Source organism: Geodermatophilus sp. FMUSA9-8, assembly GCF_037034165.1.
In the GTDB taxonomy this organism is placed as follows: Bacteria; Actinomycetota; Actinomycetes; order Mycobacteriales; family Geodermatophilaceae; genus Geodermatophilus; species Geodermatophilus nigrescens.
The window spans coordinates 246,321-268,905 of sequence record NZ_JBAGKE010000005.1 but is presented as its reverse complement, the minus strand read 5'-3'; the positions used below and the strand labels follow the sequence as shown (position 1 = coordinate 268,905).

20 protein-coding genes are annotated in these 22,585 nt (G+C 76.2%); 11 read left to right on the top strand and 9 right to left on the bottom strand.

The genetic code is table 11. From position 1 onward, the window contains the following. Nucleotides 1-3: 3 nt before the first annotated feature. Nucleotides 4-360 carry a Rieske (2Fe-2S) protein gene (locus WA616_RS13030; protein WP_336030376.1) on the bottom strand — a complete coding sequence of 119 codons (357 nt, stop codon included), beginning with the start codon at nucleotides 358-360 and terminating at the stop codon, nucleotides 4-6. Between the two features lie 99 nt (nucleotides 361-459). On the opposite strand from WA616_RS13030, the gene WA616_RS13025 reads away from it, so the two are divergent. Both WA616_RS13025 and WA616_RS13020 read left to right on the top strand, forming a co-directional pair. Continuing rightward, a complete protein-coding gene (locus tag WA616_RS13025) occupies nucleotides 460-2,550 on the top strand; it encodes a TPM domain-containing protein (RefSeq protein ID WP_336030374.1) in 2,091 nt (696 codons plus the stop codon). A gap of 196 nt (nucleotides 2,551-2,746) precedes the next feature. Then, the gene (locus WA616_RS13020) at nucleotides 2,747-3,508 is read left to right on the top strand and encodes a VOC family protein (RefSeq protein ID WP_336030373.1); all 762 of its coding nucleotides are present in this window, start codon (nucleotides 2,747-2,749) and stop codon (nucleotides 3,506-3,508) included. A 58-nt stretch (nucleotides 3,509-3,566) separates the two neighbouring features. Here the strand turns inward: WA616_RS13020 and WA616_RS13015 are convergent, their stop codons facing one another. The 6 genes from WA616_RS13015 to WA616_RS12990 form a co-directional block, all read right to left on the bottom strand. After that, entirely contained in the window at nucleotides 3,567-3,992 is a 426-nt protein-coding gene (locus WA616_RS13015; protein WP_336030372.1) for a PPOX class F420-dependent oxidoreductase, read from the bottom strand. After that, entirely contained in the window at nucleotides 3,989-4,960 is a 972-nt protein-coding gene (locus WA616_RS13010; protein ID WP_336030371.1) for a pirin family protein, read from the bottom strand. The genes WA616_RS13015 and WA616_RS13010 overlap by 4 nt, the downstream gene beginning before the upstream one ends. A 20-nt stretch (nucleotides 4,961-4,980) precedes the next feature. Then, nucleotides 4,981-5,892, bottom strand: coding sequence for a DUF5996 family protein (locus WA616_RS13005; protein WP_336030369.1), 912 nt, complete (start codon nucleotides 5,890-5,892; stop codon nucleotides 4,981-4,983). 80 nt (nucleotides 5,893-5,972) lie between these two features. Further along, entirely contained in the window at nucleotides 5,973-6,962 is a 990-nt protein-coding gene (locus WA616_RS13000) for a pirin family protein (protein ID WP_336030367.1), read from the bottom strand. Between the two features lie 107 nt (nucleotides 6,963-7,069). Then, the gene (locus tag WA616_RS12995) at nucleotides 7,070-8,605 is read right to left on the bottom strand and encodes a Mur ligase family protein (RefSeq protein WP_336030366.1); all 1,536 of its coding nucleotides are present in this window, start codon (nucleotides 8,603-8,605) and stop codon (nucleotides 7,070-7,072) included. A 56-nt stretch (nucleotides 8,606-8,661) separates the two neighbouring features. Continuing rightward, nucleotides 8,662-9,417, bottom strand: a complete 756-nt coding sequence (locus WA616_RS12990) for a hypothetical protein (protein ID WP_336030364.1) — start codon at nucleotides 9,415-9,417, stop codon at nucleotides 8,662-8,664. 162 nt (nucleotides 9,418-9,579) lie between these two features. Here WA616_RS12990 and WA616_RS12985 point away from each other — a divergent pair, with 162 nt between their 5' ends. Further along, nucleotides 9,580-11,400, top strand: a complete 1,821-nt coding sequence (locus WA616_RS12985; RefSeq protein WP_336030362.1) for an ABC-F family ATP-binding cassette domain-containing protein — start codon at nucleotides 9,580-9,582, stop codon at nucleotides 11,398-11,400. An 85-nt stretch (nucleotides 11,401-11,485) separates the two neighbouring features. On the opposite strand, the gene WA616_RS12980 is transcribed toward WA616_RS12985, so the two are convergent. Beyond that, nucleotides 11,486-12,184 (bottom strand): hypothetical protein, encoded by a 699-nt coding sequence (locus WA616_RS12980; protein WP_336030361.1) that lies wholly within the window; start codon nucleotides 12,182-12,184, stop codon nucleotides 11,486-11,488. A 186-nt stretch (nucleotides 12,185-12,370) separates the two neighbouring features. Between WA616_RS12980 and WA616_RS12975 the strand changes: the two genes are divergently transcribed. The 8 genes from WA616_RS12975 to mnhG all read left to right on the top strand — a co-directional run bounded on the left by WA616_RS12975 (nucleotide 12,371) and on the right by mnhG (nucleotide 20,702). Beyond that, nucleotides 12,371-13,546, top strand: a complete 1,176-nt coding sequence (locus WA616_RS12975; RefSeq protein ID WP_336030359.1) for a sensor histidine kinase — start codon at nucleotides 12,371-12,373, stop codon at nucleotides 13,544-13,546. After that, entirely contained in the window at nucleotides 13,543-14,202 is a 660-nt protein-coding gene (locus WA616_RS12970) for a response regulator transcription factor (RefSeq protein ID WP_336030358.1), read from the top strand. The genes WA616_RS12975 and WA616_RS12970 overlap by 4 nt, the downstream gene beginning before the upstream one ends. Before the next feature lie 118 nt (nucleotides 14,203-14,320). After that, entirely contained in the window at nucleotides 14,321-17,197 is a 2,877-nt protein-coding gene (locus tag WA616_RS12965; RefSeq protein WP_336030357.1) for a Na+/H+ antiporter subunit A, read from the top strand. Beyond that, on the top strand, nucleotides 17,194-17,685 hold the full coding sequence (locus WA616_RS12960) for a Na(+)/H(+) antiporter subunit C (RefSeq protein WP_336030356.1): 492 nt from the start codon (nucleotides 17,194-17,196) through the stop codon (nucleotides 17,683-17,685). Before WA616_RS12965 ends, WA616_RS12960 begins: the two co-directional genes overlap by 4 nt. Next, nucleotides 17,682-19,397 (top strand): Na+/H+ antiporter subunit D, encoded by a 1,716-nt coding sequence (locus WA616_RS12955; RefSeq protein WP_336030354.1) that lies wholly within the window; start codon nucleotides 17,682-17,684, stop codon nucleotides 19,395-19,397. The genes WA616_RS12960 and WA616_RS12955 overlap by 4 nt, the downstream gene beginning before the upstream one ends. Beyond that, complete coding sequence (locus WA616_RS12950; RefSeq protein ID WP_336030353.1) at nucleotides 19,394-19,969, top strand: Na+/H+ antiporter subunit E; 576 nt, start codon at nucleotides 19,394-19,396, stop codon at nucleotides 19,967-19,969. Before WA616_RS12955 ends, WA616_RS12950 begins: the two co-directional genes overlap by 4 nt. After that, nucleotides 19,966-20,295, top strand: coding sequence for a monovalent cation/H+ antiporter complex subunit F (locus WA616_RS12945; RefSeq protein WP_336030352.1), 330 nt, complete (start codon nucleotides 19,966-19,968; stop codon nucleotides 20,293-20,295). The genes WA616_RS12950 and WA616_RS12945 overlap by 4 nt, the downstream gene beginning before the upstream one ends. Continuing rightward, on the top strand, nucleotides 20,292-20,702 hold the full coding sequence (gene mnhG, locus WA616_RS12940) for a monovalent cation/H(+) antiporter subunit G (protein WP_336030350.1): 411 nt from the start codon (nucleotides 20,292-20,294) through the stop codon (nucleotides 20,700-20,702). Before WA616_RS12945 ends, mnhG begins: the two co-directional genes overlap by 4 nt. A gap of 24 nt (nucleotides 20,703-20,726) precedes the next feature. On the opposite strand, the gene leuA is transcribed toward mnhG, so the two are convergent. Continuing rightward, nucleotides 20,727-22,463, bottom strand: a complete 1,737-nt coding sequence (gene leuA, locus WA616_RS12935; RefSeq protein ID WP_336030348.1) for a 2-isopropylmalate synthase — start codon at nucleotides 22,461-22,463, stop codon at nucleotides 20,727-20,729. Nucleotides 22,464-22,585: the final 122 nt, after the last annotated feature.

Here is a 22,585-nt window from a genome sequence, read left to right as displayed (position 1 = left end):
GGGTCACTCCACGACGACGTCGTCCCCGCGGCGCAGCGCCTTCTTCACCTTCAGCTTGAGCACCTGGGCGTAGCCGCGGACGAGCTGCGTGTAGCCCGGCGTGGGCCCGTGGTAGCCGAGGAGGCCGCGCGGGCCCTCGACCATGGCGCCGCTGCGGACGTCGTACCTCGCCTGGTGCCAGGGGCAGACGAGGCAGCCGTTCTCGTCGAGGCTGCCCTTCGACAGGTCGGCGAGCTGGTGCCGGCAGCGCCGCGACACGGCGAAGTACTCCCCGTCGCGGTTGCCGACGGCCCACTTCCCGGCCCGGCCCACCGTCCCCGGGGGCAGCTGGGCGGCGGGGATGCGGTCGGGGTCGCTCACGGGGGTCCTCCTGGGGTGCCGGTGCTGGGTCGAGAGCCCCCTACCCGGTGGTGCCCGTCCTACCCGGCCGGGTCGCGGCCGCCGACCTAGGGTCGGTCCGTGCGCCGACTGATGGGGGTCCTCGCCGTCGCGGCGGTCCTGCTGCTGGCCGGGAGCGGGCCGGCGTCGGCCGAGCAGCCGTTCGAGGTGCCCGACGAGGTGACCGACCTCGTCGGGGCGCTCGACCCCGGCGCCCTGTCCCGGGTGCAGCAGGCCGTCGACGACCGGCAGGCCGAGGACGGCACGCAGGCCTTCGTCGTCTACGTGTCCTCCTTCGACGGCCTCACCTCCGGTGAGTGGGCGGCGCGGACCGCACAGTTCTCCGGGCTCGGCCGCACCGACGTGCTGCTCGCCGTCGCGGTCGACGACCGGCAGTACGGCTACTGGGTGGACGACGCCTTCCCGCAGTCGACCGCCGACCTCGACACCTTCCTCGCGCAGGACGTCGAGCCCGAGCTGTCCGCGGGCGACTGGGGCGCGGCCGCGGTGGCCTTCGCCGACGGGATCGGAGCCGGGGCGGCCGCGGGGACCGGCTCCGGTACCGGGGACGGCTCCGGCGGCGGGTCGGGTGCGGCCACCCTGGCGGTGGTCGGCGGCATCGCCGTCGTCGGGGGCGGCGCCTACCTGGTCTCCCGGTCCCGCCGGCGCCGCGCGGCCGCGCAGCCGCCGGCGTCCACCCGCATCGAGCGCCCCGACCCGTACGCGGGCGTGCCCACCGAGGAGCTGCAGGGCCGGGCCAGCGCCGCCCTGCTCGACCTCGACGAGGCGGTGAAGACCTCGCAGCTCGACCTGGACTTCGCCCGGCTGCAGTACGGCGAGGCCGCCGTCGCGGGGTTCACCGAGGCGCTGGCGCAGTCGCGGCAGGAGCTGACCCGCGCCTTCACGCTGCGCCAGCAGCTCGACGACGAGGTGCCCGAGGACGAACCGACCCAGCGCCGCATGCTCACCGAGATGCTGCAGCTGACCGGCGCCGCCGACGCCCGCCTCGACGAGCAGGCGGAGGCCTTCGGGCAGCTGCGCGACCTCGAGCGCAACGCCCCGCAGGTGCTCGACGGCCTCGGCCCGCGGATCACCGCGCTGCACGGCCGGTTGCCGCAGGACGAGGAGCGGATGGCGCGGCTGCAGCGCCGGTACGCGGCCTCGGCGCTGGCGCCGGTGGCCGGCAACCTCGAGCAGGCGCGGTCGGCGCTGGCCGCCGCCGAGCACGAGGCCGGCGAGGCGCGCGCGGCGCTCGCCGACGGCCGGTCCGGGGAGGCGGTGGGCGACCTGCGCGCCGCGGAGGACGCGGTGGCGCAGGTGGGCACGCTGCTCGACGCCGTCGCCCGGCTCGAGCGCGACCTCGAGGACGCCGCCGCGCGGCTGCCCGCCGTGCGCGCGGAGACCGAGCAGGACCTCGCCGAGGCCCGCACGCTGGTCGCCTCCACGCCCGACGCCGGTGGGCTGCGGCCGCAGGTGGCCCGCGCCGAGGCGGGGCTGGCCGCCGCCGACGAGGCGCTGCGTGGGGACGGCGGCCTGCCCGACCCGCTCACCGCGCTGCGCCGGCTGGAGGAGGCCGACCTCGCGCTCGAGCAGGCGCTGTCGGTGGCCCGCGACGCGCAGACCCGCGCCCGCCGGGCCGCCGCCGCGCTGGACCAGACGCTGCTGCGCGCCCGCTCGTCGGTGGCGGCGGCGTCCGACTTCGTCGCCACCCGCCGCGGCGCGGTCGGGCCGGAGGCGCGCACCCGGCTGGCGGAGGCGCAGCGCCACCTCGACGCGGCGGTCGGCACGGGCCCGCGGGACCCCGAGGGAGCACTGCGCGAGGCGCAGTTGGCCGACCAGCTCGCCCAGCAGGCGCTGCAGTACGCGCAGTCCGACGTCGCCACCTGGTCCTCCGGCTACGGCGAGGGCGGCTACGGCGGTGGCTACGGCGGCGGGTACGGACGAGGCGGGTACGGACCGGGCTACGGCGGCGGCCGCGGCGGCGTCGACCTGGGCAGCCTCGTGCTCGGCGGCATCCTCGCCGGCGGCATGCGCGGCGGCTACGGGGGCTTCGGCGGCAGCGGCGGGCTGGGCGGCGGCCTCGGTGGCGGTCTGGGTGGCGGTGGCCGGCCGCGGGGCGGCGGCTTCGGCGGCTCGGGCAGCCGGGGCCGCTCCGGCGGCGGCCGCTTCTGACGCCCCGCGGCACGATCAGGCCGCCTGATCGTGCTGCGTCCCGGCTCACCGCCGACGGTGAGCCAGGACGCGCGGAGCCGAGCCAGGACGCGCGGAGCCGAGCCAGGACGGGCGGGCCGAGCCGGGACGCGCCCGGGCTCCCGGAGTGTCGGTCCCCGGTGGGACGGTGCCCTCCCCGACCTCCCGAGGAGGAGCCATGCCCACCCGGAACACCCCCTGGCCCGACGGCACGCCCTGCTGGGTCGACTACGGCGCCGCCGACCCCGCCGCGGCGAAGGAGTTCTACGGCCGCCTGTTCGGCTGGGACTGGACGGCCGACAGCCCCGAGTACGGCGGCTACGTCAACGCGCTGAAGGGCGGTGCGCAGGCCGCGGGCCTCGGCCCGCTGACCGACGCGGACGACTCGCCGGCCTGGACGACGTACTTCGCGACGGGCGACGCGGCGGCCACCTGCGACCGGATCCGCGAGGCCGGCGGCACCGTCGTCGTGGAGCCGATGGCGGTCGGGCCGATGGGCACGATGGTCATCGCCCTGGACCCGCAGGGGAACGGCTTCGGGCTGTGGCAGGCCGGCACGCACACCGGCGCGGAGGTGGTCGACGAGCACGGCGCGCAGGTGTGGAACGAGGCCGCCGTCGACGACGTCCCCGCTGCCCGCGCGTTCTACGGCGCCGTCTTCGGGTTCTCCTGGGACGAGCTCCCCGACATGGGCGGCTACGCCACGTTCAGCACGGACGGTCGCCCGCTCGGCGGCCTCGGGCCGGTCGGTCCCGGCGCGCCGAAGGGCTGGTCGACCTGCTTCGCGGTGACCTCAGCCGACGACACGGTGGCCGCGGTCGAGGCCGCGGGCGGCAAGGTCACCCACCCCGCCGAGGACACCGAGTTCGGCCGGTTCGCCGTGGTCACCGACCCGTGGGGCGCGTCCTTCTCGGTCATGCAGCTGCCGCCCGAGGGCTGAGCCGGCGGTGCGGGCGGGCGGTCCGGGCCGGCGCGGACGGGGCGCGCCGGCCCGGCCGTCAGCGGACCTGGCCGTAGGTGTGGTCGGGGGTGAACCGGACGACGAGCCGGCGGTCGGCGACCATCGCCCGCCGGTAGTCGTCCCAGTCCTCGTGCTCGCCGGAGATCGCCCGGTAGTAGGCCACCAGCTCGTCCACCGTCGCGTCGGCCGGGTCGGCGGCCACCGGCGTGAGCTCGGCGGTGCCCTCCACGGCGGCCCAGGACCAGAAGTCGTCCGAGGACACGTGCAGGGTCACCCGCGGGTCGGCCTGCAGGTTGCGGGTCTTCGCGCGGTCGGCGGTCACCGACACCCGGAAGAGCCGCTGCTCCGGGTCGTAGGCGTAGCCGACGTTGGACAGCTGCGGCCGCCCGTCGCGCTTGACGGTGGCCAGCACGCCCCAGCGGCGCCCGGCCACGAATCCCAGCAGGCGGTCGTCGACGGTCACCGGACCCTCCCGCGGGCCTTGAGCGGTACCGGCGGCAGGGCCGGCGCGAGCTGGCGCTCGTCCTCGCCGAACCCCGGGACGGCGCCGAAGCGCGCGTCGCCGTCGTTCCACCGCTCGGCGTACTCCGTGATCTCCTCGCCCGACCGGCCGACGAAGTTCCACCACATGACCAGGCGCTCCTCGAACGGCTCGCCGCCGAGCAGGAGCAGCCGGGTGGGGGCGTCGGTCCGGATCCGCACCGAGCGGCGGCCGGTGCCCAGGTAGACCATCGCGCCGTGGGCCAGCGGCGCGCCCTCGACGTCGGCCCCGCCCGCGGCGCCGAGCAGCGCGTGCTCGAAGTCCGGCTCCAGCGGCACCTCGACGTCGGCCCCGGCGGCGAGGTCGAGGTCGACGCCCACCAGCGGCGAGTACGCCGTACCCGGCGACGTCGCCCCGCCGAAGGAGCCCATGAGCACCGTGGCGGTGAGCCCGTCGGAGGCGAAGCCCGGCAGCGCCGCGTGGTGCTCGAAGGCCGGCGCGGTGTCGCGGGCGCCGTCGGGCAGCGCCACCCACAGCTGGGCGCCGTGCAGGAACCGCGGGTGCGGCACCGGCGACTGCTCGGAGTGCGCGATGCCGTGCCCGGCGGTCATCAGCGCGAGCTGCCGCGGGCCGAAGGTGACGTCGCTGCCGAGGGAGTCGCGGTGGTGCACGCTGCCCTCGATCAGCCAGGACACCGTCTGCAGGCCGGTGTGCGGGTGCGGGGTGACCTGCATCCCGGCGGTGGCGGCGACGTCGTCGGGGCCGTAGTGGTCGACGAACGCCCAGGCGCCCACCATCCGGCGGCCGAGCGTGGGCAGCAGCCGCCGGACGGGGGTGCCGGGACCGAGCACGACCTCCTTCGCCGGCAGCAGGTCGAGGGCGGGGCCCGCGGCGGTGTCGTCGAGGCCGCCGACGGCGCGCGCGGTCGGCCGGGGTTCGGACGTGCTCACGGGACCTCCACGAGGGTGTGTCAGCGGGGCTCGGGGGCGGACGGGCAGCGGAGTGCGCCGACGTCCCAGCCGGCGCGGCGGGCCCCGGCGGCGTGGGCGCTCTTGAGGAAGTCCAGCACGGTGGCGCGGGGGTCGGCCGCCGTCCGCACGTCCTCGTAGGTGAGCAGCGCGAGGTGGGCGCCGCGGCTGGGGACCCAGCGCGCGGCCGCGGGGCGCAGCGGCTCCTCGGTGAGGCCCGCCGGTTCCGGCGCGGTGTAGCAGTAGAACGCCGGCTCGGGCACCTGGTCGTCGCCGAACCAGAACCCGGCGCTGATCACCTCGTGCGAGTAGGCCTCGCGGGTGACCGGGTCGACGGCGTCGGGCTGCTCCACCCGCCGGTCGGAGAAGCGGGTGACGGCGACGTCGAAGGTGTGCCAGAAGTGGTGCACCGGGCTCGTCTTCGCGTAGCTGCGGCCCGCGAACTCCTCGAGCACCTGCGCGACCTGCCCCAGCACCACCCAGTAGCGGGTCACGTGCGCCGGGTCGTAGGCGGCGTGGTGCTCGTCCTCGGCGAACGGGGTCCGGTCGGGCAGGTCGAAGGGCACCGGCCGGTCGATGTGGGCCGGCAGCCCGAGTCCGGTCAGCGTCGCCTGCAGCTGCCGGTAGAAGCCGGCGACGCTGAGCCCGGGCAGCGGGAAGGACGCCCGCCTGCCGTCGGCGACGCTGACCTCCAGCCGGTGGTCGACCAGGTCGAGGTCGACGGCGAAGACGGGGTCGAAGCCCATCGGCCGGGTGGTCAGGCCGCGGCCGGTGAGGTGGAACGGGACGTGCCACCAGTGGTTGCGCCGCGGGGCGTTGGCCAGGCGGAGCTTCCCGACGACCTGCAGGAACCGGTGCACGGTCTCCTTGGTGTCGGCCCACTCGGCCAGCGGTACGGGCGGGAAGACGGGCACGTGCGGCTCCTCGGTCTCTTCGGGGCGCGGTCAGCATGCACCCCCGGCGGCGGCGCGGGGGCCACCGCCGGGGGAGCGGGTCACTGCCCGGACTCGCCGCGGACGTCGCCGTGCGGCACGTGCACCGCCGGGACCGACCCGAGGCGCCCGGCGCGGAAGTCGTCGAAGGCCTGCACGACCTCGTGCCGGCTGTTCATGACGAACGGCCCGTACATGGCGATCGGCTCGCGGATCGGCAGCCCGCCGAGGACGACGACGTCGAGGGCCGGCGTGCGCGACTCCTGGTGCACCGCGCCGCGGACGGTCACGGTGTCGCCGGGGCCGAGGACGGCGAGCTGGCCCGTGCGCACCGGCGCGCCGTCGATGCCGACGGAGCCGGCGCCGGAGAGCACGTAGACCAGGGCGTTGAAGTCCGGCCGCCACGGCAGGTCGAGCGAGGCGCCGGGCGCCACCGTCGCGTGCACCATCGCCATCGGCGTGTACGTGGAGCCCGGGCCGGTGTGCCCGCCGACGTCGCCGGCGATCACCCGCACCAGCGCGCCGGCGTCGGGGCTCGCCAGCAGCACCGACTCACGGGCCCGCAGGTCCTGGTAGCGCGGCTCCACCCACTTCTGCGCGCGCGGCAGGTTCACCCACAGCTGCAGGCCGTGGAACAGCCCGCCGCTGACCACCAGCGCCTCCGGCGGCCGCTCGATGTGCAGCACGCCGCCGCCCGCGGTCATCCACTGGGTGTCGCCGTTGCTGATCGTGCCGCCGCCGCCGTGGGAGTCGGCGTGCTCGAAGGTGCCGTCGATGATGTAGGTGACGGTCTCGAAGCCGCGGTGCGGGTGCCACGAGGTGCCCTTGGGCTCGCCCGGGGCGTACTCGACCTCGCCCATCTGGTCCATGTGGATGAACGGGTCGAGGTCGCGCAGGTCGACGCCGGCGAAGGCCCGGCGCACGGGGAAGCCCTCGCCCTCGAAGCCCGAGGGCGCCGTGGTGACCGACCGCGTGCGGCGGCGCACCGTCCGCGGGGCGGGCAGCGGGACCCGGGGGAGGGTGGTGGTGTCCTCGACGGTGACGGCGGGCATGGCCGGCCTCCTTCGTTGAACTCTCAACTGGTGGAGACCGTAGCGCCGGAGGGGCCCGTTGTCTTCCCTCCGCGGGGCCCCGGACCGAGCGCGGCCGGGACCGGCGGTCAGGAGGCGCGCTCGGCCCGCGCCGCGACGGCGGCCGGCGGGCCGTGCTCGGCGATGAGCGCCGTGTTGGCCACCTCGGCGTCGTCGAGGTGGACCGCGTCGCGCGGGTCGGTGGTGTCGAGCATCCGCGTCTCGTGCCCGCGGCCAACGACCAGGACGACGTCGGCGGGCCCGGAGGCGCGCACCGCGGCGGAGATGGCGGCCCGCCGGTCGGGCACCGTGCGCACCGCCGCGCCGCCGCCGAGCAGGCCGACCCGCAGCTCGGCGATGATCGCCGCCGGGTCCTCGCCGTGGCTGCCCTCGTTGGTCAGCCAGACGACGTCGGCCGCCCGGGCGGACTCGCCCAGGCCCTGCCGCTTGTACCGGTCGCGCCGGCCGCGGGCGCCGAGGACCAGGTGGACCCGACCGCCGGGGCCGCGCAGGTCGCGGGCGGTGGCGAGCGCGGCGGCGAAGGCGCGCGGGGTGTGCGCGTAGTCGACGACGACCACCGGCCGCCCGTCCCCACCCAGCACCGTGTTGCGCCCGCGCGGCGGGGCGACCGCCGCGAGCCCGGCCGCGATCTCCTCGGCCGGCACGCCGAGCACCCGGCCGGTGGCCCACGCGGCGGCCAGGTTCGACACGTGCACCCGCCCGACCAGCCGGCTGGTCACGCGGTGCCCGCCGGTGTCGTCGGCCAGCAGCACCTCGGTGCCGGCCGCGCCGGTGCGCCAGCCGAGCACGCGCACGTCGGCGTCCTCCGCCGCGCCCACCCGGGTCACCGGCACCGGCGCCTGGTCGGCCAGCCGCCGTCCCCACGGGTCGTCGACGACCACGACGCCGGCCGCCGCCCGGTCCGGTCCGAACAGCCGCGCCTTGCTCGCCCAGTAGTGCTCGATCGTGCCGTGGTGGTCGAGGTGGTCCTCCTCGAACCCGGTGAAGACGGCGACGTCGAAGCACAGGCCGTCGATGCGGCCCATGTCCAGCGCGATGGAGGAGGCCTCGACGACGGCCCGCCGCGCACCGGCGTCGACCATCCAGCGCAGCAGCTCGTGCAGCTCCGGCGCCTCCGGCGTGGTCAGCGCCGTGCCCCGGGACCGCCGGCCGACCGCCGCGCCGAGCGTGCCGACGACGCCGGTGGGCGTCCCGGCCGCCTCCAGGACGCCGCGGACCAGCGTGCTCGTCGTCGTCTTGCCGTTGCTGCCGGTCACACCGACCAGGCGCAGCGCCGCGGCCGGGTCGCCGGCCAGCAGCGCGCCGAGCGGGCCGAGGCAGGCGCGCACCGACGGGACCTGCAGCACCGGCAGCGCGACGTCGACCGGCCGGTCGGTCAGCAGCGCCGCGGCGCCCGTGGCGGCGGCCGCCCCCGCGTGCCGGTGCCCGTCGCTGGACGTGCCACGCACGCAGGCGAACAGGGCGCCGGGGACGACGCGGCGCGAGTCGGTGACCAGGCCGCGCAGGAGCAGGTGGTCGGTGCCGCCGCGGCGCACCACGGGGCCGAGCGGGACGGTCCGTGCCCGGGTCTCGACCTCGGACCAGGTCACCGCGGGCACCGGCACCCGCCCGACGGTAGGCGGGGCACGACCGATCCGCAGGTCGGCCGCACCCCGCCGGGTCAGCGGAGCAGCCGCGCGACCCCGGTCGGGCCCTGCTCGGCGTCGGCGTCGGGCAGCACCTCGGTGCGGGCCGACAGGCGCGGGGCCCACGCCGGGGGTGCCGTCTCCAGCCAGGCGGCGCCGGCGTCGGTGAGCCGGCCGTCGGACCGCAGCGGCGCCCAGCCGCGCAGCGAGCGCAGCCCCTCGGCGACGGTGACCAGCGTGCGGGCCACGCCCCGTCCCCGGTAGACCTGCTCCACCGAGACGGTGTCGACCAGGCCCGAGCGGATCCACCAGCGGACCTCGCCGATCCGGTCGGTGATCCGGACGCCCGCGGCGGCGACCTGGTGCGGCGCGACGACCGAGCCCGGCCGGAAGGCCGAGCCGCGGAAGGCGAGCAGCGAGGCCGCCGGCACCGCGCTGGTGGCGTGGGTGACCTCGGCGAACCACATGGGCGGGCAGCGGTCGGCGACGTCCTCGACGACGTCGACCCGGACGACGCGGCGGTCGGCGGCGCGGTAGCGGACGTCGACCAGCCAGCCGGCGGGCCGGCGGCCGCGGGCGTCGAGGGCGGTCATGTCCACCGGGGTGCCGTCGTCGAAGCGGTCGGAGTTGACGCCGACCAGCGAGTACTCGAGCGGGCCGGGGCCGCGGCGCAGCAGCCGCGCCCACCACAGCGCCGTCGAGGCGGGGGCCGGCTCCGCCAGGGGCGGGACCGCCCGCAGCCGCGGCGCCGCCGGCGCCGGGACCGCCGCGTCGTGGGCCGCTGCCGTCATGCTCATCTCGTCCTCCAGTCCTCGCCCCCGTGGACCCGGGGTGTTCCGGGGACGAATCTCCGGACCGCACTTGTGGCCGCCTTGGGGTCCACTAGTGCGGCCCGGCGATACTGGTCTCCCGATGACGCACTCCACGACGCCCCCGACGACGCAGGCCCGGCCGTGAGCGCCCCGCTGAACCTGCTCAACCTCGAGCGGGTGTCCAAGGCGCACGGCACCACCGTGCTGCTCGACGACGTCTCCCTCGGCGTCGCGTCCGGCGAGCGCATCGGCGTCGTCGGCCGCAACGGCAGCGGCAAGTCCACGCTGCTCGGCGTCCTCACCGGCCGGGAGGAGCCCGACAGCGGGCGGGTCACGCAGCGCGGCGACCTCGCCGTCGGCGTCCTCGACCAGTCCGGGACGCTGCCGCCGGGCGCGACCGTCCGCGACGTCGTCCTGCCCCCGACGCTGTTCGCCGCCGAGCACGAGTGGGCCGCCGACCCGGCCGTCCGCAGCGTCCTCACCGGCCTGGAGCTCGACCGGCTGGGCCTCGACTCGCCCGTCGCGCCGATGTCCGGCGGCGAGCGGCGGCGGGTGGCGCTGGCCGCGCAGCTGATCCGCCCGCTGGACCTGCTCGTCCTCGACGAACCGACCAACCACCTCGACGTCGAGGGCGTCGCCTGGCTCGCCGACTTCGTGAAGCGGCGGGTCGGGGCGCTGGTGGTCGTCACCCACGACCGGTGGTTCCTCGACGAGGTGTGCACGCAGACGTGGGAGGTCGCCGACGGAGCGGTGCACGCCTACGAGGGCGGCTACGCGGCCTACACGCTGGCCCGCGCCGAGCGGGCGCGCGTCGCGGCGGCCACCGAGGAGCGCCGCCTCAACCTGGTGCGCAAGGAGCTCGCCTGGCTGCGCCGGGGCCCGCCGGCGCGCACCAGCAAGCCGCGCTTCCGCATCGAGGCCGCCGAGGCGCTCATCGCCGACGAGCCGCCGCCGCGGGAGACGATGCAGCTCAAGGGCTTCGCCGCGCGCCGGCTCGGGAAGACGGTCTACGACGTCGAGGACGTCGACTACGCGGTGCGGTCTGAGGCCGGGCCGCGGCCGCTGTTCTCCGACCTGACCTGGCACGTCGGCCCGGGCGACCGGATCGGCGTCGTCGGGGTGAACGGCGCGGGCAAGACGTCGCTGCTGCGGATGCTGGTGGGGGAGGTCGAGCCCGACCGCGGCTCCGTGGTGCGCGGGCAGACGGTGGCGCCGGCCTACCTGTCCCAGCACGTCACCGAGCTGCCCGCCCGGCTGCGGGTGCTCGAGGCGGTGCAGGAGGTCGCCCGGATCGCGCGGATCGGCAACCAGGAGATCTCGGCGTCCTCGCTCGCCGAGCGCTTCGGCTTCCCGGCGTCGCGGCAGTGGACGCCGGTCGGCGACCTGTCCGGCGGCGAACGGCGCCGGCTGCAGCTGCTCCGGCTGCTCATGGCCGAGCCGAACGTGCTGCTGCTCGACGAGCCGACCAACGACCTCGACATCGACACGCTGACCCAGCTCGAGGACCTGCTCGACGGGTTCCCCGGCACGGTGCTGGTGGTCAGCCACGACCGCTACTTCGTCGACCGGGTCTGCGACTCGGTGGTGGCGCTGATGGGCGACGGGTCGCTCGCCGCGCTGCCCGGCGGGGTGGAGGAGTACCTCGCCCGCCGGGCCGCCGGGGAGGCCGCGCTGCCCTCGGCCGGCTCGGGTCCGGCGCCCGCCGGCGGAGCGGCCGCGGCACCCGCCCCGGCGGGCCCGTCGGCGTCGGAGGTGCGCGCCGCCCGCAAGGAGGCCGCGCGGCTCGAGCGGCGGCTGGAGAAGCTGACCGCGGAGGAGGAGCGGCTGCACGCCGACCTCGCCGCCGCGGCCACCGACCACGCGCGGGTGATGGAGCTCGACGTCCGGTTGCGGACCCTGCTGGCCGAGAAGGACCAGGTGGAGAGCGACTGGCTGGCCGCCGCGGAGCTCGCCGAGGGCTGAGCGGGTCCTCCCGCACGGCAGCGCCTCCTCCCTCACGGTGGGACGTGGGGGAGGAGGCGCCACGATCAGGTCCCCTGATCCCGGCTCAGGCGGCGGCCTCGGCCCGGGTGCGGGCGATCATCCGCAGCCCGACGACGACCGTGGGGACGGCGCCGACCAGCGCCAGGGCGCCGTGGACCGCCGGCGAGAAGGGGATCACCGCGGAGGCCACCAGACAGCCGACCGCCGGCAGCAGCAGCCACCATCCGGTGACGCCGGCCCGGGCCAGGCCCGCGTAGCCGACGATCGGGCCGAGCAGGCCGAACAGCGTCAGCAGCCCGACGACGCCCACGCCGGCGTTGGCGCCCACGGCGTCGTACAGCCCGAGCGCGGTGGCCGGGTCGAGCTCGCGGCCGATGGCGCCGGTCCAGTAGTCGTAGAGCACGAAGCCGGCCACGGTGACCAGGCCGATGGCCGACATCAGCGCCCCGACGACCGTGGGGACGCGCCCCCGGCGGCCGCGGACCAGCGCCGGGACGCCCAGCCAGGCCAGGGCCAGCGCCATGTTGCCGTAGTGCAGGAGCATCGCCGACAGCGTCGTGCGGCCCTCGTCGCGGCCCAGGGCGGCGATGTAGTCGGCTGCGGCGGGGGAGTCCTGAGGCGGGGACGTCACCATGCCGGCGACGTAGAGCAGGGAACCCGCGACGAGCGCGCCGCCGGCGAGCGTGAGCATCAGCGGGCCGGTGCCGCGCGCCGGGCGCTCGGCGGTGGCGGTGGTGCGGGTGGGGAGCGGGGAGGTGGTCATCGGTCCTCGTCGGGTCGGGCACCGCATCGGTCGGTGCGTCGGCGAGGACTCTCGGGCCGGAGGGGCACCCGGCACGTCCGCCGTCGCGGACCGACCGGGCTCCGCCGCACGGCGGATGGACAGGCCCCCGTCGATCGGCCGCGCGGGGGATCCCGCCCGCACCCGCCCGCCCCTACCGTGCTCGCCGTGCCCCGCTGGACCTCGTCCCCCTCCGCCCGCCGGCTCGTGTGGCCGGCCCTCGGCGCGCTGCTCGCGGTGCTCTCGGGGGTGGAGACGGCGATCGACGAGACGTTCCGCTTCCCTCTGGTCACCGCGCTGCCGGGCGTCGCCGTCGGCGCGGTCGTGGCGCTGGGCACGCGGTGGCCGGAGGCGGCCGCGGTCGCCGGGGCGCTCAGCGTGCTCGGCAACCACGCCCTCGGGACGCCCGGCCCCGGCGGCGCGCAGCTCATCGGGATGGCCGTCCTCGTCGGGCACGCGGCCGCGGTCCTGCCGGTGCGCCGCGGGCTGCGCGCGGCGGTGTCGGCCACGCTCGTCGTGGTGGTCGCCGGGCTGGTGTTCGGCCCCTCGACCTGGGAGAGCGTCTTCTACGTCGTCGTCACCGGCACCGCCTGGGGCGTCGGCCTGCTGGTGCGCCAATCCCGCGAGCGAGCGCGGGAGCTGCAGGTGCTCGCCGCCCGGCTGGCCGAGCAGCAGGAGGCCGTGGCCGGCGCCGCCGTGGTGGCCGAGCGCGCCCGCATCGCGCGCGAGGTGCACGACTCGGTCGCCCACGCGGTCAGCGTGATGGTGCTGCAGATGGGCGGGCTGCGGCGGCTGCTGCCCGACCACCCCGAGGCCCAGGACGTGCTGCTGGGGCTCGAGCGGCTGGGCCGGGAGTCGGTCGACGAGATGCGCCGGGTGGTCGGGATCCTGCGCGAGTCCGGCGCCGGCGACCCGGCCCCGCAGCCGTCGCTGTCGCGCCTGGACGCCGTCCTCGCGGAGCTGCGGGCGGGCGGGATGCCGGTGGAGCTGGTGGTCACCGGGGAGCCGGCCGAGCTGCCACAGCTGGTCGACGTCGCGGCCGTGCGGGTGGTGCAGGAGGCGCTGTCCAACGTCGTCCGGCACGCGGGCGCGGCCGCCACCCGCGTCGAGGTCGCCTGGACGCCTGGCCGGGTGACCGTCACGGTCACCGACGACGGCCGCCCGCGGGTCCCGCAGCCGCCGACGGCGCCCGGCGGCCACGGGCAGCTGCACATGCGCGAGCGGGTGGCCGTCGCCGGGGGCGACCTCGACGTCGGCCCCGTGCGCGGCGGCGGCTACCGCGTGCGCGCCGGGTTCCCCGTCCCGGCGCCGGCCGCCGTCCCGCCCGCGGCGGTGGGCGCGTGACGATCCGGGTGGTGCTGGTCGACGACCAGTCGATGATCCGCACGGGGCTGCGGATGGTGCTGGCCGCCGAGCCGGACATCGAGGTGGTCGGCGAGGCCGGCGACGGCGCGTCGGGCGTCCGCGCGGTCACCGAGCTGGAGCCCGACGTCGTCCTGCTCGACGTGCGGATGCCCGGCATGGACGGGCTGGAGGCCGCGCGGCGCATCGTCGGGTCGGGCGCGCGCACGCGGGTCGTCGTCCTCACCACGTTCGACGAGGACGAGTACGTGGCCGCCGCCCTGCGCGCCGGGGTCAGCGGCTTCCTGCTCAAGGTGGCCCCGCCGGAGGACCTGGTGGCGGCGGTGCGCACCGTCGCGGCCGGGCAGGGCCTGCTCGACCCGGCGGTGACCCTGCGGGTGATCCGCTCCTTCGCCGCCGCGCCGGCGCCCGACCCCGGCCGCGCCGCCGAGCTCGCGCAGCTCACCGAGCGGGAGACCGACGTGCTGGCGCTGGTCGCCGCCGGGCTGTCCAACGCCGAGATCGCCGCCCGCCTCTACCTGGGCGAGGCGACGGTCAAGACGCACGTGAGCCGGGTACTGCTGAAGCTGGGTCTGCGGGACCGCGTGCAGGCGGTCGCGTTCGCCTACGAGTCCGGCCTGGTGACGCCCGGCCGGTGACCGTCCCCGCCGTCGCGAGCAGGGCGTTCGGCGCGGACGGGGTATTCTGGGGTCCACCGCCGGCCGCGTCGACCGACGTTCCTGGTGTCCCCGAGCCGCCCACGACTCCCGGAGACACGTGCTCGTACTGCTGATCCTCCACCTGTCCGCCGGACTGCTGGCGCCCGTGCTCGTGCGGTGGTGGGGGAGGCAGGCCTTCCTCGCCCTGGCCCTGGTGCCCGCGGCCGGGTTCGGCTGGGTGCTGTCCCGGCTCGGGCCGGTCCTCGCCGGCGAGGAGCAGCGCGAGACGGTGCCCTGGATCCCGGCGCTCGACCTCGACGTCGCCCTGCGCCTGGACGCCCTGTCGCTCACGTTCGCGGCGCTGGTCACCGGCGTCGGGGCCCTGGTGCTCGTCTACTGCGCCCGGTACTTCGAGCCCGGCGAGGAGGGGACCGGCCGCTTCGCCGGGTGCCTCACCGCCTTCGCGGGCTCCATGCTCGGGCTCGTCCTCGCCGACGACATGCTCCTGCTCTACGTGTTCTGGGAGCTCACCACCGTCTTCTCGTTCCTGCTCATCGGCGGCTCGGGACGGCGGCTGGCCGCGCGGCGGGCGGCGTCGCAGGCGCTGGTCCTGACCACCGCCGGCGGCCTGGCGATGCTCGTCGGCCTGATCGTCATCGGCCAGGCGAGCGGCTCGTACCTGCTCTCGGAGGTCGTCGCCGCCCCCGGCAGCGGCACCGCGATGACCGCCGGCGTGGCCCTGGTGCTGGCCGGCGCGGTCACCAAGTCCGCGCTCGTGCCGTTCCACTTCTGGCTGCCCGCGGCCATGGAGGCGCCGACGCCGGTCAGCGCCTACCTGCACGCCGCGGCGATGGTGAAGGCCGGCGTGTACCTGGTCGCCCGGCTGGCGCCCGGCCTGGCCGACGTCCCCGGCTGGCGGCCGGTGGTGCTCGGCCTGGGCGTGGCCACCATGCTGCTCGGCGGCTACCGCGCGCTGCGGCAGAAGGACGTCAAGCTGCTGCTGGCGTTCGGCACCGTCAGCCAGCTCGGCTTCCTCGTGGTGCTGGTCGGCGCCGGCAGCGCGGAGCTCGCCGCCGCGGGCCTGGCCATGACGCTCGCGCACGGGCTGTTCAAGTCCACGCTGTTCCTCACCGTCGGCGTCGTCGACCACGCCACCGGCACCCGCGACCTGCGCAGGCTGTCCGGCCTCGGCCGCCGGCTGCCCGTCCTGGCCGCGATCGGCGGCGCCGCCGCGGCGTCGATGGCCGGGCTGCCGCCGCTGCTGGGGTTCGTCGGCAAGGAGGCGGCCTTCACCGCCCTGCTCGACGGCGGCCTGCCCGACCGCACGGTCGCCCTGGTCGTGCTCGCCGGCCTGGTCCTCGGCTCCGTGCTCACCGCGGCCTACACCGCCCGGTTCGTGTGGGGCGCGTTCGCCCGCAAGCCCGGCGTCCCCGACACCGCGGTCGAGCACCCGCCGGGCGCGCTGTTCCTCGCCGCGCCCGCCGTCCTCGCGCTCACCGGCCTCGTGCTGGGGCCACTGAGCCCGGTGCTGGACCCGCTGGTCGCCGCGTACGCCGAGACGCTGCCCCTGCTCGCCCCCGAGGCCGAGCACCTGGCGCTCTGGCACGGCTGGCAGCCGGCGCTGGCGCTGTCGGCGCTCACCGTGCTCGGCGGCGCCGCGCTGTTCGCCCTCCGCGGGCCGGTGCAGCGCCTGCAGGGCCGGGTGGCCGTGGGCGCCTCGGCGGACGAGGGCTACTGGAACGTCCTGCAGGGCGTCGACCGGCTCTCGGTCCTGGTCACCGGCACCACCCAGCGTGGGTCGCTGCCGGCCTACCTCGGCACGATCCTCGTCGTCGTCCTCGCGCTGCCCGGTACGCTGCTGCTCACGCAGGCACCGTGGCCGGGGGAGTGGCGGGCCTGGGACACCCCGGTGCAGGCCGTCGTCGGCGTCGTCGTGGTGACCGCCGCCGCGCTCACCCTGCGGATCCGGCAGCGGCTGTCCGCGGTGCTCGTCGTCGGCGTCACCGGCTACGGCATCGCCGTCGTCTTCGCGCTGCAGGGCGCGCCCGACCTGGCGCTCACCCAGTTCCTCGTCGAGACGCTCACCCTCGTCGTGTTCGTGCTGGTGCTGCGCAAGCTGCCCAAGGACATCTCCGAGCGGCACCGGCCCCGCGAGCGGGCGGTGCGCGGCGTGATCGCCGTCGCGGTGGGCGCGTTCATGGGCGCGGTGGGCGCCGTGGCGATGGCGGTGCGCACGGCGCCGCCGGTGTCGGCGGGCTGGCCGGGCCCGGCCTACGACTTCGGCGGCGGCAAGAACGTCGTCAACGTGACGCTGGTCGACATCCGCGCCTGGGACACCATCGGCGAGGTCTCGCTGCTCGTCGTCGCCGCGACCGGCGTGGCCAGCCTGGTGTTCCTCCGCGGCCGCACCGGCGGGGTGGACCGGGTGACCCGCGCCGAGCTGACCCGCTCGGCCGAGCGCAGTCGCCGGGCGCCGCGCGACCGCTGGCTGGCCGCCACCGCCACCCTCGACCCCGCCCGCCGCTCGGTCGTGCTCGAGGTGGTCACCCGGCTGCTGTTCCACACGATCACCGTGTTCTCGCTGTACCTGCTGTTCAGCGGCCACAACGAGCCCGGCGGCGGCTTCGCCGGCGGCCTGGTCGCGGGGCTGGCGCTGGTGCTGCGCTACCTCGCCGGCGGCCGGTACGAGCTGGGCGAGGCCGCGCCGGTGGCCCCCGGCCTGCTGCTGGGCAGCGGCCTGCTGTTCGCGGGCGCCACCGGCGTCGCCGGGCTGCTGGTCGGCGGCGACGTGCTGCAGACGGCGATCCTGCAGACGACGCTGCCGGTCCTCGGCGACGTCAAGCTCGTGACGTCGCTGTTCTTCGACTGCGGCGTCTACCTGATCGTCGTCGGCCTGGTGCTCGACGTGCTGCGCAGCCTCGGCGCGGAGCTCGACCGCCAGGAGGACCAGGAGGACCCGATCGAACTCGCCCCCGGGGAGGTGGTGCTGCGATGACCCCCACGATCGTGCTGCCGGTGATGATCGGCGGGCTGTACGCGGCGGGCGTGTACCTGCTGCTCGACCGCAGCCTCACCCGCGTCCTGCTGGGCTTCCTGCTGCTGGGCAACGCCACGAACCTGCTGCTGCTGTCGACCGGCGGCCCGGCGGGGCTGGCGCCGATCCTCGGCTACTCCGACGCCGAGGAGATCAACGACCCGCTGCCGCAGGCACTGGTGCTCACCGCCATCGTCATCACCTTCGGCATCTCGGCGTTCCTCCTGGCGCTGATCCACCGCTCGTGGCGGCTGGCGCGCAACGAGGCCGTCGGCACCGACGAGGAGGACCGCCGGGTCGCCGCCCGCCGCGACACCGACGCCGACGAGCTCGACCCCGACGACCTCGCCCCCGAGGACCGCGCGGCCATGCACGCCGACTCGCTGCCCGCCGACGTCGAGGAGCTGGCCGACGACGTCGACGTGCCGGCCGGCCGGGGTCCCTCGTGATCGGGGTCCTCGCGCCGCTGCCGGTCCTGCTGCCGCTGCTCGGCGCGGCCGGCGCCCTGCTGGTCGCCCGGCACCCGACGTTCCAGCGCACGCTCAGCACGCTGGTGCTCACCGCGGTGCTCGCCGTCTCGGTGGTCCTGCTGTTCGTCGCCGACGCGGAGGGCGCCAGCGCGGTGTCGGTGGGCGGCTGGCCGGTCCCGCTGGGCATCGTGCTCGTCGTCGACCGGCTGTCGGCGTTGATGCTGGTGGTCGCCTCGACCGTCGCGCTCGGCGTCCTCGTCTTCGCCGTCGGCCAGGGCGCGGCCGACGGGTCGGAGGAGACGCCGCTGTCGATCTTCCACCCGACGTTCCTGGTGCTGGTCGCGGGCGTGAGCAACGCGTTCCTCGCCGGCGACCTGTTCAACCTCTACGTCGGCTTCGAGATCCTGCTGATGGCGTCCTACGTGCTGCTGACCCTCGGCGGCACGGCCCCGCGCATCCGCGGTGGCGTCACCTACATCGTGGTCAGCCTGACCAGCTCGCTGCTGTTCCTCGCCGCGATCGGCCTGGTCTACGCCGCCACCGGCACCGTCAACATGGCCCAGCTGGCGGTGCGCCTCGGCGAGCTCCCCGAGGGCACCCAGGTGCTGCTGCAGTCGATGCTGCTCGTCGCGTTCGGCATCAAGGCCGCGGTCTTCCCGCTGTCGGCCTGGCTGCCCGACAGCTACCCGACGGCGCCCGCCCCGGTCACCGCCGTGTTCGCCGGGCTGCTCACCAAGGTCGGTGTCTACGCGCTCATCCGCACGCAGACGCTGCTGTTCCCCGGCGGCGCGCTGGACGACGTGCTGATCTGGGCGGCGCTGGCGACGATGGTCGTCGGCATCCTCGGCGCCGTCGCGCAGAGCGACCTGCGCCGGATGCTGTCGTTCACGCTGGTCAGCCACATCGGCTACATGGTGTTCGGCATCGCCCTCGGCACGGCGGCGGGCCTGGCCGGCGCGGTCTTCTACGTCGCGCACCACATCGCCATCCAGACGACGCTGTTCCTGGTCGCGGGGCTCGTCGAGCGGCAGGGCGGGACGACGTCGGTCAACCGGCTGGGCGGGCTCGCCCGGCGCTCGCCGCTGCTGGCGGTGCTGTTCTTCGTGCCCGCGATGAACCTGGCCGGCATCCCGCCGCTGTCGGGGTTCATCGGCAAGCTCGGGCTGCTGGAGGCCGGCGTCGCGCACGGGAGCGCCGCGGCGTACACCCTCGTGGCCGGCGGGGTCGTCACCAGCCTGCTCACGCTGCTCGCCGTCGCCCGCGTGTGGACCCGGGCCTTCTGGCGGTCGCCGAACCAGGCTCCGGCCGAGGAGACCGCCGCGGCCGCGGCGGCCGACGCCACCTCCCGCCGGCGGCCCGTGGACGAGGCGCCCGAGTCCTCCGGCATCCCGGGGTCCGGCGACGGGGACGGCGACGGCCGGCCGCGCACCGCGTTCAGCGACGCCTGGCGCCGGCACACCGCGGTGGCGACGGCGTCCGAGCCGGACCTGCCGCCGGCGGCCGGCGCGGTGCGGGCGCTGCGCCCGCTGCCGCGCACGATGGTCGGCGCGACCACGGCGCTGGTGACCCTCACGGTGGCGCTCACCGGGCTGGCCGGCCCGCTCTACGGCCTGGCCGACCGGGCCTCGACCGACCTGTACGACCGCTCGCCCTACGTCACGTCGGTGTTCGGTGAGGAGGAGGTGCCGTGACCGTGGAACCGGCCGCCACGCGGCTGCGCCACCAGGTCCCGCTCGTCGTCTGGCTGGTGCTCGTCTGGATGCTGCTGTGGGGAAGCTGGTCGTGGGCCAACCTGCTGTCCGGCCTGGTCGTCGCGCTGGTGGTGCTGGTCCTGCTGCCCCTGCCGCACGTCGTCGGCGGGGTGCGGGTGCGGCCGGTGCCGCTGCTGGTCTTCCTCGGTCACTTCGTCGTCGACCTGTTCGTGTCGGGCGCCGAGGTGGCCTGGCAGACGGTGCGCCCGGCGGGGGTGCGCCGCACGGCGATCGTGCGCGTGCAGCTGCGCGTCGACTCCGACCTGCTGCTGACGATGGTCGCCGAGGCGATCTCCCTGGTGCCGGGCTCGCTGGTGCTCGACCTCGACCGGGAGCAGCGGGTGATGACCCTGCACCTGCTGCCCGTCCGCGACCGCGCCGACGTGGAGCGCAAGCGCGCCCACGTGCTGGTGGTCGAGGAGCGGCTCGTGCGGGCGTTCGGGGCGCCGGAGGACCTCGAGGCGCTCGAGCGGGCCGGGGCGGGCGCGCGCGACGAGGTGCGGACGCCGTGATCGCGGTGGCCGTGGTGCTGTACGCGCTGATCGGCGGGGGAGCGCTGCTGGCCCTCGTGCGGCTGGTGCGCGGGCCGTCGCTGCTGGACCGGGTGGTCGCCACCGACACGCTGCTGGTGATCATCGCGGCGGGGCTCGCGGTGCACGCGGCCCTGGTGCGCGACCCGACGCTCGTGCCCGTGCTGGTGGTGGTGTCGCTGCTCGCCTTCGTCGGCTCGGTGTCGGTGGCGCGCTACGTCGGCGGCATGCTGCTGCGTGCGCGCACCGACGACGGGCGGGACGTCGGGCTGCCGGTGGCCGCCGAGGAGCGGGAGGGCCGGTCGTGACCGCCCTCGCCGACGTCGTCGCGTACGCCTGCCTGGTGGCCGGCGCGTCCCTCTGCCTGACCGCCGGGTTGGGCCTCGTGCGCTTCCCGGACGTGCTGTCGCGGATGCACGCCGGCACCAAGCCGCAGGTGCTGGGCGTGCTGCTGGTGATGGTGGGCGCGGCGATCCGCCTCGACGGCTGGGCGAACGCCTGGATGCTGCTGCTCGTGGCGGCGTTCCAGCTGCTCACCGCGCCGGTCAGCGCGCACCTGATCAGCCGGGTGGCCTACCGTCGCCGGCACGTCCGGCGCGACCTGCTGCTGGTCGACGAGCTGCGCGGCGCCGGGGCGCAGGACGACGCGTACCGCGGCGACGAGCCCGGCGACGCCCCGCCCGAGCGCGACGGGGCGGGCCGGGCGGGCCTCTGAGGCGCCCGCCCGGCCCTGCCCCGGCTACCGCTGGGCGCGGTTGACCGCGGAGACGACGGCGCGCAGCGACGCGCTGACGATGTTCGGGTCGATGCCCACGCCCCACAGCACCCGGTCGCCCACGGCGCACTCGACGTAGGCGGCGGCGCGGGCGTCGCCGCCGGCGGACAGCGCGTGCTCGGCGTAGTCGAGCACCCGGACGTCGACGTCGAGGCTCTTCAGCGCGTCGACGAAGGCGGCGATGGGGCCGTTGCCGCGGCCCTGCACGGTGACGGGGACGCCGCCGTCGGTCAGCTCCACGACCATCTCGTCGAGGGTGTCGCCGTGGGTGGTGTGCCGGTGGCCGGCCAGCGCGAACCGGCCCCACGGGGCGTCGGGGTCGGGCAGGTACTCGCTGCTGAAGGCGGTCCACATCTGCGCGGCGGTGACCTCACCGCCCTCGTCGTCGGTGTGCCGCTGGATGACCGCGCTGAACTCGATCTGCAGCCGGCGCGGCAGGTCGAGGTGGTTCTCGGTCTTCATGATGTAGGCGACGCCGCCCTTGCCGGACTGGCTGTTGACCCGGATGACCGCCTCGTAGCTGCGGCCCACGTCCTTGGGGTCGATCGGCAGGTAGGGGACCGCCCAGGTCATCTCGTCGACGGACTTCCCGGCGGCCTGCGCGTCGGCCTCCAGGGCCTTGAAGCCCTTGTTGATGGCGTCCTGGTGGGAGCCGGAGAAGGCGGTGTAGACGAGGTCGCCGCCGTAGGGGTGCCGCTCGTGCACGCCCAGCTGGTTGCAGTACTCGACGGTGCGGCGGATGTCGTCGATGTCGGAGAAGTCGATCTGCGGGTCGATGCCCTGGCTGAACAGGTTCAGGCCGAGGGTGACCAGGTCGACGTTGCCGGTGCGCTCGCCGTTGCCGAACAGGCAGCCCTCGATGCGGTCGGCGCCGGCGCGGTAGCCGAGCTCGGCGGCGGCGACGGCGGTGCCGCGGTCGTTGTGCGGGTGCAGGCTCAGGACGACGGCGTCGCGCCGGCCCAGGTTGCGGTGCATCCACTCGATCTGGTCGGCGTAGACTGTGGGCTCGGCCATCTCGACGGTGGCCGGCAGGTTGAGGATCGTCGGCCGGTCGGGGGTGGGCTCCCAGACGTCGGTGACGGCGTTGCAGATCTCGACGGCGAAGTCCAGCTCGGTGCCGGTGAAGGACTCCGGGCTGTACTGGTAGCGGATCTCGGTGTCGCCCATCTGCTCGGTCAGCTTGCGGACCAGCCGGGCGCCGTGGACGGCGATGTCGACGATGCCGGCGCGGTCGGAGCCGAAGACGACCCGGCGCTGCAGGGTGCTCGTCGAGTTGTACAGGTGCACGATCGCCTGCCGGGCGCCGCGCAGGGACTCGAAGGTGCGCTCGATCAGCTCGTCGCGGGCCTGGGTGAGGACCTGGATCGTGACGTCGTCGGGTACCAGGTCCTCCTCGACCAGCTGCCGGACGAAGTCGAAGTCCGTCTGGCTGGCGGCCGGGAAGCCGACCTCGATCTCCTTGTAGCCCATGCGGACCAGCAGGTCGAACATCCGCCGCTTGCGGTCGGGCGACATGGGGTCGATCAGTGCCTGGTTGCCGTCCCGCAGGTCGACGGCGCACCAGCGCGGCGCGGCCGTGGTGACGGTGTCGGGCCAGGTGCGGTCGGGCAGGTCGACCGGCTGGAAGGGGGCGTAGCGGGAGACCGGCATCCCCGAGGGGCGCTGGGGGTTGCGGGCGTGCGGGTGCTGCGGGCTGCTCACGGTGGTCTGACTCCTCTGGCGCGGGCTGGACTGTCGCTCCGGTGGGGCGGTCAGCAGGCGCCGGGGACGCGCGGGACTCCGCGGCGAGGGGGCCGACCTAGGAGAGGGCCTCGCCGCGGCGG